10 protein-coding genes and 1 riboswitch are annotated in these 11345 nt (G+C 37.0%); all 10 genes read left to right on the top strand.

All coding sequences use genetic code 11. The features are described from left to right. Positions 1-200 precede the first annotated feature (200 nt). The 10 genes from MKX83_RS20605 to gpmI all read left to right on the top strand — a co-directional run bounded on the left by MKX83_RS20605 (position 201) and on the right by gpmI (position 11319). Positions 201-1433, top strand: a complete 1233-nt coding sequence (locus tag MKX83_RS20605; protein ID WP_322910450.1) for a helix-turn-helix domain-containing protein — start codon at positions 201-203, stop codon at positions 1431-1433. An 83-nt stretch (positions 1434-1516) separates the two neighbouring features. Next, positions 1517-2530, top strand: a complete 1014-nt coding sequence (locus MKX83_RS20600) for a DUF3231 family protein (RefSeq protein ID WP_341057522.1) — start codon at positions 1517-1519, stop codon at positions 2528-2530. A gap of 9 nt (positions 2531-2539) precedes the next feature. Next, positions 2540-3007, top strand: coding sequence for a hypothetical protein (locus MKX83_RS20595; RefSeq protein WP_095371903.1), 468 nt, complete (start codon positions 2540-2542; stop codon positions 3005-3007). A 367-nt stretch (positions 3008-3374) separates the two neighbouring features. After that, positions 3375-3460, bottom strand: a riboswitch (cyclic di-GMP riboswitch). 226 nt (positions 3461-3686) lie between these two features. Further along, a complete protein-coding gene (gene rpoN, locus MKX83_RS20590) occupies positions 3687-5021 on the top strand; it encodes an RNA polymerase factor sigma-54 (protein ID WP_307317805.1) in 1335 nt (444 codons plus the stop codon). A gap of 20 nt (positions 5022-5041) precedes the next feature. After that, positions 5042-5290: a glutaredoxin family protein gene (locus tag MKX83_RS20585; RefSeq protein ID WP_322910452.1), complete on the top strand. Its 249-nt coding sequence runs from the start codon at positions 5042-5044 to the stop codon at positions 5288-5290. 194 nt (positions 5291-5484) lie between these two features. After that, a complete protein-coding gene (locus tag MKX83_RS20580) occupies positions 5485-6513 on the top strand; it encodes a sugar-binding transcriptional regulator (protein WP_341057520.1) in 1029 nt (342 codons plus the stop codon). Between the two features lie 15 nt (positions 6514-6528). Beyond that, positions 6529-7536 (top strand): type I glyceraldehyde-3-phosphate dehydrogenase, encoded by a 1008-nt coding sequence (gene gap / locus MKX83_RS20575; RefSeq protein ID WP_224937085.1) that lies wholly within the window; start codon positions 6529-6531, stop codon positions 7534-7536. Between the two features lie 284 nt (positions 7537-7820). Further along, positions 7821-9005 carry a phosphoglycerate kinase gene (locus tag MKX83_RS20570; RefSeq protein ID WP_307317798.1) on the top strand — a complete coding sequence of 395 codons (1185 nt, stop codon included), beginning with the start codon at positions 7821-7823 and terminating at the stop codon, positions 9003-9005. A gap of 27 nt (positions 9006-9032) precedes the next feature. Next, positions 9033-9794: a triose-phosphate isomerase gene (gene tpiA, locus MKX83_RS20565; protein WP_341052152.1), complete on the top strand. Its 762-nt coding sequence runs from the start codon at positions 9033-9035 to the stop codon at positions 9792-9794. Next, the gene (gene gpmI / locus MKX83_RS20560) at positions 9787-11319 is read left to right on the top strand and encodes a 2,3-bisphosphoglycerate-independent phosphoglycerate mutase (RefSeq protein ID WP_341052150.1); all 1533 of its coding nucleotides are present in this window, start codon (positions 9787-9789) and stop codon (positions 11317-11319) included. Before tpiA ends, gpmI begins: the two co-directional genes overlap by 8 nt. Positions 11320-11345 lie beyond the last annotated feature (26 nt).

Here is an 11345-nt window from a genome sequence, read left to right as displayed (position 1 = left end):
CCTTATTAGGTTATTTTTTTCGAAAAAAGTTTCATGGTTTACTCTACCGTATAAAACATGGTCCTCCTAGTTTGTCTATTACTTTTCCGTCATGTGTAAGACGGTTAAATAGGATTTCCTTGCCTTTCTCCATCATTTTTCTCTGCTATAATAGCCAAAAAGAGACATGATTAACTTTTCACTTATTGGGAGGTTCAAGGATGGAAGGAAAAATCATCAAATACTATCGAGAAGCAAAGAAGCTTACACAGAAGGAGATTGTACAAGGCATTTGCTCTATCACCCATTTAAGTAAAATTGAAAGAGAGTCTACTCAATACTCCAGTGAAATTATTTATATGCTTTGTGAACGGTTGGAAATTAACATGGAAGATGAAATTGAACGATTTCAGCAATTTAAGCGAAAGATGACTGACCTCCAAAAGCAAATTATTATTCAAGATGATGAGAGAATTGAGCAATTAAAGAAAGAGTTAACAGCAAACTCGTTAAGAAAAGTACCAGATTTTCAAGCGAGTTACTTTCTAACAATGGCGAGGTACTTCTTATATAAGATGAAAGTGACAGAAGCTTATTACTTTATCAACCAACTTCAAAAGGAAGTGATAGAGCTAACCTCTTTTGAAGAGAATTCATTAAAGCATCAATTAGGGATATATTATTTTTTAACGGGGAGAAATAAAGACTGTATTCGAGAATTAAGTTCTATTGACCATGATAGCTATCATCAAAATGAATATTATTACCATCTAGCACTCGCTTATTATGCTGCTAATCAGAACGTACAAGCCTATTATTATGGTAAAAAAGCTGCTGATTATTTTCATTCAACGATGAATGTTAATCGCATGATAGATTCGGAAACATTATTACTTGTGCAGTTAAATGCGAAAGGTGCTCATGATTTTAAAGAGACGAAAGATAGGTATGAGGCTCTTTTTCGTTTATGTGAAGAGTGTGGCGAAGTAGAGAGAAAAGCAAAGGTATATAACAACTTCGCTTATGACCTTCATAAAAGGAAAAAATATACTGAAGCACACTATTACTATTTGAAAGCATTAGAAATTGCTTGCGAAAACTCTCCATTATACGCCATGTTTTTAGAAAATTATATTCATAATGGTTTTATTAGTGGGTTAGTACATAAAAAGGAATTGTTACAAGAAGTAAGAAAAGGGATTGAATTAGCAAAGACTTACCAATGGAGTGGGCTTTTTACATTTGAGTTTTACTCCTTCTTAATTGAGGGCAGAGAAGAGGAAGCATACGCCATAATAGAAAATAAATTATTACCTTATTATCGTCAGTCGGGTGATACGCTTATGATAGAAAAATACGAACAACGTTTATTTGCTTATTATAGGAAGATTGGTGACGTTGAAAGCGCGTTTAAATTGGCAAAAAGTTTAATTGCTTCACCGACATTAGTTTAATTGTATATGGATGTAAAAAAACTGGGAATGTTTCCTTAAGGTTAAGGACACGCTATAGATAATCTTTCAATGGGAGGGTTAATATGGCGGAGAAAGATCAAAGGTTAACGGCATCTGAGTTAGCACAGCTATGGAATGCCTATATGAATAATAAAATGTATAAATGCGTCCTGCAATATTTTTATGAAAAAGCTGATAAAGGAGAGATTAAGGAATTTATTGAGACGGCTATCGAGATGTGTGATGAAATTATTTTTGATATTACGACGATCTATAATAAGAACAACCATCCATTGCCGAAAGCCTTTAGTGAAGAAGAAGATGTCAATGTAACTGCTCCAAAGCTTTACTCAGATGTGTTTATTCTTGCGTATATGCATGATATGACTCGTTATGGCATTATTGGTTATGGAACTGCATTAGCTATTGCAATTCATGAAGATGTGGATCAAGTTTTCACAAAAGCATTGGAAAAAGGTTCACAATTATATAGAAGGGCAATTAAATTGCAGCAAGAAAAGGGTGTTTTTCACCCCTCACCGTCTATTCCAATCCCAGAAAAAATTGAAATCGCTGAAAAAAATAGTTATTTAAACGGCTTTATAAGTGAACAGCGAGCATTATCAGTCGTTGAGATTATGAATGTGTACAACGATATGCAAAGAAATGCTTTAGGAAAGGCCCTGTTTTTAGGTCTTTGTCAAACTGTTACTTCCAATGATATCAAGAAATTTTTGCGGAAAGGTCTTGATTTGTTCGATGAAAATGTCCAAGAATTTGCTAATACTTTAATTAAGGATAGCATTTCTGTTTCACCGACTTGGGACTCAGATGTGCTTAATTCTACCACACCACCTTTTTCAGAAAAGCTAATGCTATACCAAGTAGTAATATTTATTGCTACGTTATCCGGCTATTATGGGACAGCATTAGGTACGACTACAAGACGGGATTTAACGGTAATGTATGCAAAGATAATGACCGAAACATTAGACTTAGGCAATCAATCGGCAAGTTTATTAATTAAATACGGTTGGCTTGAACAAGCCCCTCAATCAGTAGACCATAGAAATATTTCTAAAAAGAAAAGGAAATAGGGATGTTCTGTGAGAAAAAATAACCCGATTGAGAAATTGTTTTGGTCGATTGCTTTTCCCGGTTTTGGTCAATATTTAAATGGTAAATTGTTTAAAGGTACTGTATTTTTAGTTTTAGAAATTTTATTTAATGTCATGGGTAATTTTAACGAAATTATTATGTTAAGCTTTCAAGGGAAAGTTCATCAAGCTGCTGAAGCAGCTAATTATGGATGGTTAATGTTCTATCCGTGTTTATACTTCTTCGCTATTTGGGATGCTTATAAGGATGCTGGGGGTGAAGGGAGTAAATATTCATTCTTACCATTTGTATTTTGTGCTTATTTTGTAACGGTTGGTCTTATGTATTCAACAGAGGTATCAATATTTGGCGTGTTTTTTGGGCCTGTATGGTTACCAATGATAGCTGTCATTCCTGGTGTCATAATTGGTTGGCTCATTCGATTTGTCATCATTAAATTTTCAACTTCATCATAAAAGCCAACCCTTCGCATGATTATATGGTTGGCTTTTAAATTTGGTATGTATACAATTAATCCTCATTTACTGTTGCTTTGCATACGGGACAAGTAATTTTTTCATTCGATCTAAATTGGATTTTCTTCAAATCTTTCCTCGTAAATGTAGCAAAAACATTATAGCGGAAACCGCATATACAAGAGTGTTTGTCTTTTACAATGTGGGTTAAATGGGTTTCATCGCTTTGAACGGTTGGATAGATCATAAGACACACCTTTCTTTTTTGTGGGAAATTTAGGCAAAATTAGAAAGGTTTTTATATAGGAGACCTTTAGAAAGTCCATAAGAGGTAAGGGTGATTCAAGCGGAAATAATCACCTCACACATCTGCAACCCGGCTGCCATGACAATATATGCTTTAGGCCCGTGGCTTTGCGTCTTTTACTTTCGTAAAATTTGCCCAATATGATAGATTCTATCACATATTCATAGAGTATGGTCGACAAACGTCCTTTTTGTAACTAAAGGGAAAAATAACTGAAAAATCTAATAATTGTTTAGTTTCCACAAATCTTCCTTTTTCTTTTTTGATGATATTTACTCTACAATCTGAATAGTTATGTAGTGAGCTACCAATTTATTTCTATACACTATTTCAGGTGATTATTGTAGAATGAGAATAAGGGGGGTTTTTAGAATGAACTTGAAAGCAGGGTTGTGGCAACAGCAAACATTAAAATTGACCATGACACAAGAGCTTACACAAGCGATTGCGCTGTTACAATATAATACACAAGAATTGTCTGCCTTTTTGGAAAGTAAGGCGTTAGAGAATCCCCTTATGCAAATTGAAGCGAGTCCTGCACAAGCAGCCGATTCGAGATTTGACCGAATGAAACCATCAAAACAAAAAGTAGATGACAATAAACAGGACTGGATTGAACAAATCGGTTCAAAAAACCATACAACATTACAAGAATACTTACATTCGCAGTTAGCGATCGCAGAATTAAATCATATGGAATATAAACTCATTTCCTATCTCATTGGATGTTTAGATGAAAACGGTTACTTACAGACAGACATACAAACTGTTGCGGAAAAATTCAACGTAAGTGAAGAGGATATGAATGAAGCGTTGATAGAGATTCAAAGTTTAGAACCTGCAGGAGTAGCGGCGAGAGACTTACAGGAGTGTCTATGGTTACAATTAGAGAGACTTCACCCTTATAATGAAATCGCTGAGAAAGTCATTAGTGATTATTTTCTTCTTTTTGCTGATAAGAAATGGAAAGAAATAGCGAAAAACCTGAAAGTAGAACTAAAAGAAATCCAAGAAGTTTTTGATCTTGTGCAAACACTAAATCCAAGACCAGCTGCATCCTTCCAAAATGAGTTAGCACCATATATTACACCAGAAGTCGTTATTCAGTGGGAAGATGGGACTTTTTCTGTAAGTATATATGATGATGTGCTACCAAAGATTCGCTTTAATGAGAGCTATTTTCGTAAGTTTCAAGCAGATGGAGATCAAGAAGTGAATCGTTTTTTGCAAGAGAAAAAAACGGACTTTCATTGGATTGCTAGAAGTATAGAACAAAGAAAAGAAACATTATTAAAAGTAGCATTAAAAATTGTTGAAAAACAGCCTGAATACTTCTGGAAGGGCCCAAATTATTTGCAACCGATGACAATGAAAGAGATAGCCGATGAATTAGAGATACATGAATCAACTGTCAGTCGTGCGGTCCGTGAAAAATATGCGCAAACGCCATTTGGAACGATTGAATTGCGATCCTTTTTTTCTAGTACGATTAAGACGACGTCGTTTGAGAATGCATCATCTGAGCAGGCGAAAAACGCAATAAGTGACATGGTCAAAAGTGAAGATAAGAAAAAACCTCTTTCAGATCAAGTGATAGTCAAGCGATTAGAAGAGGAAAAAGGTATTGTGATATCAAGAAGAACAGTTGCAAAATATCGTGATCAATTAAAAATTCCATCTTCTTCAAAAAGAAAAAGATACGAATAAAAGAGTGGGGTGGATGATTATTGCAGATTGTTAAACTGTATACAAGAAAAAGATGCCCTTTATGTGAGCAAGCTGAGCTTGTCATTGAGATGGTCCAAGAAGAAAGTCTATTTCAATATGAAGCCATTGATATTGAAACAAGTGATGATCTAACAGAACGCTTTGGTTTAATGATTCCAGTTATTGAGGTAGACGGTGAGATCCTTCAATATGGACAAGTAGATTATGTCACTCTTTCTGAGAAGTTAAGTTGGGAAAGTGATAAATGATTGAAAAATAAAAATAACCCTGCTAATATAAAGTTGTAGGGTTATTTTTAAAGATTGATGATTAAATTATTGTAAAAAGGGTATAAGAATAAAGAAGAAAAAAATGAAGTTTTGACTTCATTATATATTTTTATTCTCGTGGGACACAAAATGTCTTGCGTGGACATATAATGTCCATATAAAGGAGTAAAAAATTGAATAAGTGGATGAATGTTACTCAAAAAGTAATTCCAGACTTGATGGAAATAATGAAAAGACGATATGAAATTTTGCAACAAACCTCTTTAATGGAGCCTGTAGGAAGAAGGAGTTTAGCGACAAAAGTAGGGATGACCGAAAGAGTATTACGCGGAGAACTCGATTTTTTAAGAGAACAAGGCTTAATTATTGTAGATGCACAAGGAACGAAACTATCGGAGGCTGGAAAGCATCTCCTTGTAGATCTCCACGAGGTAATTAAAGAATGGTCGGGATTAAATGATAAAGAAATAAACTTGACAAAAATGCTTCAAATAGAAAAGGTGCTACTTACTTATGGGGATACTGATAAGGATGAAACAGTAAAGTCAGAGTTAGGAAAAGAAGTAGCCCGCCTTGTTCAGGCGATAGCTAATGGAGGGATGACCATTGCAGTGACGGGTGGATCCACAATTTCAACTGTAGCTGCAGCGCTAAGGAAACAGCAACATATGGTGGATGTCTTATTTGTTCCAGCCCGTGGAGGCGTCGGCACAGATATGAGATTCCAAGCCAATACATTAGCGGCGCGAATGGCAGAAGAATCGGGCGGCACATACCAAACATTGTATGTCCCAGATGTCGTCGGTGAAGAAATGTATCAATCCATCATCAAGGAACCAGAAATAAAGCAAGTGTTGAAAGTGATAAAAAAGGCGAATATCGTTATTCACGGTATTGGCAATGCACTTGAGATGGCAGAAAGACGTGGTACCCATAAGGGAAATATAAAGGAATTATCAGAATCAGGTGCGATTGCTGAAGCATTCGGGTATTACTTTAATGAAGAGGGTAAAGTGGTCCATCGTTTGCAAACAGTAGGACTACAACTAGAAGATTTGCAACATGCAGAATATGTGATTGCCGTTGCAGGTGGATCAACAAAGGCTAAAGCGATTGCTGCCTACATGAAACAAGCACCAAGACAAACAATACTTGTCACAGATGAGATTGTGGCAGAGGAATTACTAAAAACAATTAATTAACGGAGGTTTCATAATATGACAATTAAAGTGGGAATAAACGGATTTGGAAGAATTGGCAGAAACGTATTTCGTGCGAGCTTTGAAAAGGAAAATGTAGAAATCGTTGCGATAAATGACTTAACAGATGCGAATATGCTAGCTCATTTATTAAAATACGACTCCATTCATGGAGCATTTCCGCACGAGGTAAAGGTAGACGGCGATAACTTAATCGTAGGTGGCAAAAAGGTTAAAGTGTTAGCAGAAAGAAATCCAGCTGATATTGGTTGGGGTGATTTAGGTGTTGAGTTAGTTGTTGAATCTACAGGCCGCTTTACAAAACGAGCAGATGCAGCGAAGCACTTAGAAGCAGGTGCGAAGAAAGTGGTTATATCTGCTCCGGCAACCGATGAAGATTTAACGATTGTAATGGGTGTGAATCATGAGTCATATGATCCTGACAACCATCATATCGTATCAAATGCTTCTTGTACGACGAATTGCTTAGCACCGTTGGCGAAAGTTTTACATGATTCATTTACAATTAAACGAGGAATGATGACAACTGTCCACTCCTATACAAATGACCAGCAAATTCTTGATTTGCCTCATAAAGATTATCGTCGAGCAAGAGCAGCTGCAGAAAATATTATTCCAACAACAACTGGAGCAGCAAAAGCCGTTTCTCTTGTTCTACCAGAATTAAAAGGGAAATTAAATGGTGGTGCCATTCGTGTTCCAACACCGAATGTTTCTCTAGTTGATTTAGTTGCCGAGCTTGATAAAGATGTCACAGTCGATGAAGTGAATGAAGCATTGAAATCTGCCGCAAATGGAGAGTTAAAGGATATTCTTAGCTTTAGTGAGGAACCATTAGTTTCAGGTGATTACAATGGAAATCCTGCATCATCAACCGTTGATGGATTATCTACAATGGTTATGGAAGGCAATATGGTCAAAGTCATATCATGGTATGACAATGAAAGTGGTTATTCTCACAGAGTGATTGATTTAATGGAATATATGGCTGAAAAAGGATTATAAATGTAGGTTTGGTAAACATTAAAAATAAAATTTTGCTTACAAACTCACATCTTTATGGATATTAGATGAATGAACGTCTATAATGATAAATGGTGAAGGGAGAAAGGGACCATACCTCTCCCTTTTATTTTGACTTTTTCTATACGTTTTCGCGCTTTTCTTGCGCGAGTAAGAAAGAAAACGGTGATTTTTATACATATAAATGAATGAACATTCGCCTTTCTTGTAGTACAAGCAGCTAACTAGAAAATAGTCTATTATTATGTTTAGGAGGGCCTTTTACTATGAACAAAAAGAGCGTAAAAGATGTAGAACTAAAAGGAAAACGCGTATTTTGTCGTGTAGACTTTAATGTGCCAATGAAAGAGGGACAAATCACGGATGAAACACGTATCCGCGCAGCAATTCCGACAATTAACTATCTAATTGACCAAGGAGCGAAAGTGATTTTAGCTTCTCATTTAGGGCGTCCAAAAGGACAAGTAGTAGAAGAGTTAAGGTTAACTCCTGTTGCAGAAAGATTATCTGCCTTGCTAGGAAAAAATGTTGCCTATGCAGATGAGGCGTACGGAGAAAAAGTAGAACAGGCAGTAGATGGTTTAGAAGAGGGCGATGTTCTATTACTAGAGAATGTTCGCTTTTACCCAGGTGAAGAGAAGAATGATCCTGAACTTGCTAAAGCTTTTGCCCAATTAGCAGATGTTTATGTAAATGATGCTTTTGGTGCAGCACATCGTGCACATGCATCGACAGAAGGAATTGCCCACCATATCCCAGCGGTTTCTGGTTTACTAATGGAAAAAGAATTAGAAGTGTTAGGCAAGGCATTGTCAAACCCTGACAGACCTTTTACAGCTATCATTGGTGGTGCAAAGGTAAAAGATAAAATCGATGTCATTGATAATCTATTAGATAAAGTAGATAATTTAATTATCGGTGGCGGTCTAGCCTTTACGTTTGTAAAAGCACAAGGCCATGATATTGGCAATTCTCTATTAGAAGAAGATAAATTAGAATTAGCGAAAACGTTTATGAAAAAAGCGGAAGAAAAAGGCGTGAAATTTCTAATGCCAATTGATGCTGTCGTTGCCGATCGTTTTGCTGAAGACGCAGATAGTAAAATAGTGGCTATTAACGAGATTCCAGGAGATTGGATGGCATTAGATATTGGTCCTGAAACGGCTAATTTATATAGTGAAGTAATTGCAGATAGTAAGCTAGTCATTTGGAATGGACCGATGGGTGTATTTGAAATGGATCAGTTTGCTGGTGGAACAAAAGCAGTAGCAGAAGCATTAGCGGAAGCAAATGACACATACTCTGTTATCGGTGGTGGTGATTCTGCAGCAGCAGTCGAGAAATTCCATTTTGCTGATCGTATGAGTCATATTTCAACAGGTGGCGGTGCATCATTAGAATTTATGGAAGGAAAAGCCCTTCCAGGTGTTGTCGCTTTAAATGATAAATAAGTAATAAAAAGGAAAGGACGAGATAGTATGCGTAAGCCGATTATTGCAGGTAACTGGAAAATGCATAAAACAATGAATGAGGCGAAGTCCTTTATTGAAGAGATTAATGGTCTTGTTCCAGATGAAATGGATATGGATACAATCGTGTGTGCTCCAGCCCTATTTTTAGAGCGTCTTGTAGATGGTGTGGAAGGTTCACCTGTTGCCATTGGTGCACAAAACATGCATTTTGAAGATAATGGCGCATTTACTGGCGAAATCAGCCCTGTTGCACTTCAAGACTTAGGTGTATCATATGTCATCATTGGTCATTCAGAACGTCGCGAAATGTTCAATGAAACTGATGAGACTGTGAATAAAAAAGCGAAGTCAGCATTTGCACATAACCTCACTCCCATCATTTGCGTAGGTGAAACACTTGAACAAAGAGAAAACAATGAAACAATGAGTTTTGTTGGACATCAAGTTGAAGCAGCGTTGTCGGGATTATCTGATGGGCAATTAAAACAGGCTGTCATCGCTTATGAACCGATATGGGCTATTGGTACAGGAAAGTCATCTTCAGCAGAAGATGCAAACGAAGTATGTGCCCATATTCGTTCTGTCGTTAGTAAACAGTTTTCTGAGGAAATCGCCGAAGCTCTTCGCATTCAATATGGTGGTAGTGTGAAACCGGCAAACATTAAAGAATATATGAGTCAAGCGGATATTGACGGTGCACTTGTCGGTGGCGCAAGTCTTGAGCCCTCTTCCTTCCTGCAATTATTGGAGGCGGGTAAGTATGAGTAAATCACCTGTTGCTTTGATTATTCTTGATGGCTTTGCCCATAGAGAAGAAGTCAAAGGCAATGCTGTTGCTCAAGCGAAAAAACCGAATTTTGATCGGTTATGGAATGAGTATCCACACGCTTATTTAACAGCAAGTGGAGAAGCGGTTGGTTTACCACAAGGACAAATGGGGAACTCCGAAGTCGGTCATATGAATATCGGGGCCGGACGCATTGTTTATCAAAGCTTAACAAGAGTAAATGTGGCTATTCGTGAGGGTCACTTTGAGCAGAATGAAACATTCCTTGCAGCGATTAATCATGCGAAGAAAAACAATACAAGCCTTCATCTGATGGGATTATTGTCAGACGGTGGTGTGCATAGTCACATTAACCACTTGTATGCCCTCCTTCAGCTAGCTAGTGATGAAGGATTAAAAAAGGTCTATGTCCATGGTTTTCTTGATGGACGTGATGTTGGTCCGCAGACAGCTAGAGGATATATTCAAGCGGCAGAAGCGAAAATGAAAGAAATTGGTGTAGGTGAATTCGCCTCTATTTCAGGTCGTTATTACTCAATGGATCGTGACAATCGTTGGGAACGTGTGGAGAAATCTTATCGTTCGATGGTGTATGGCGAAGGTCCTGCTTATCATAGTGCCCATGAATTAGTCGAAGATAGTTATGCGAACGGTATTTATGACGAATTTGTTATTCCTTCTGTTATTGTGAAGGAAGATGGATTACCTGTTGGAAAAGTTAGTAATAATGATGCTATGATTTTTTACAACTTTAGACCTGACCGCGCGATTCAGATTTCAAATACGTTTACAAACAAAGACTTCCGTTCATTTGATCGTGGTATAGGCCATCCAAAGACTTTATTCTTTGTTTGTTTAACCCATTTTAGTGAAACAGTTGACGGGTATGTTGCATTTAAACCGACAAACCTAGATAATACTCTTGGAGAAGTACTTTCACAAAATCACTTAACGCAACTGAGAATTGCAGAAACAGAGAAGTATCCTCATGTTACATTCTTTATGAGTGGAGGAAGAGAAGCAAAATTTCCTGGTGAAGAACGGATTTTGATTAACTCACCTAAAGTTGCTACTTATGATTTAAAGCCTGAAATGAGCGCCTACGAAGTAACAGATGCTTTGCTTGATGAAATTAGTCAAGATAAGCATGATGCCATTATATTAAATTTTGCTAACCCTGATATGGTGGGGCACTCAGGAATGCTAGAACCAACAATTAAAGCTGTTGAAACGGTTGATGAATGTCTTGGAAAAGTGATTGACGCCATTATTGCTAAAGGTGGAAAAGCGATTATCACCGCTGACCACGGCAATGCGGATGAGGTCATTACTCTTGATGATCATCCAATGACAGCTCATACAACTAATCCAGTACCTGTTATTGTAACGGAAAAAGGTCTAATATTACGTGAAGATGGTATATTAGGAGATTTAGCTCCAACTATACTTGATTTATTAAAAGTGTCTCAACCTGAAGAAATGACTGGTTCTACATTAATTAAATAAGTGCCGGTGTTCACTTTTTTGTGAAC

Source organism: Cytobacillus sp. FSL M8-0252, assembly GCF_038007345.1.
Lineage (GTDB): Bacteria > Bacillota > Bacilli > Bacillales > Cytobacillaceae > Cytobacillus > Cytobacillus kochii.
Note: the sequence above shows the minus strand (reverse complement) of the source record. Positions and strands in the feature narration are given on the sequence as shown.

Coding starts and splice junctions, on each gene's coding strand:
- MKX83_RS20605 (WP_322910450.1), top strand. CDS start 201: ATGGAAGGAAAAATCATCAAATACTATCGAGAAGCAAAGAAGCTTACA.
- MKX83_RS20600 (WP_341057522.1), top strand. CDS start 1,517: ATGGCGGAGAAAGATCAAAGGTTAACGGCATCTGAGTTAGCACAGCTA.
- rpoN (WP_307317805.1), top strand. CDS start 3,687: ATGAACTTGAAAGCAGGGTTGTGGCAACAGCAAACATTAAAATTGACC.
- gap (WP_224937085.1), top strand. CDS start 6,529: ATGACAATTAAAGTGGGAATAAACGGATTTGGAAGAATTGGCAGAAAC.
- MKX83_RS20570 (WP_307317798.1), top strand. CDS start 7,821: ATGAACAAAAAGAGCGTAAAAGATGTAGAACTAAAAGGAAAACGCGTA.
- tpiA (WP_341052152.1), top strand. CDS start 9,033: ATGCGTAAGCCGATTATTGCAGGTAACTGGAAAATGCATAAAACAATG.
- gpmI (WP_341052150.1), top strand. CDS start 9,787: ATGAGTAAATCACCTGTTGCTTTGATTATTCTTGATGGCTTTGCCCAT.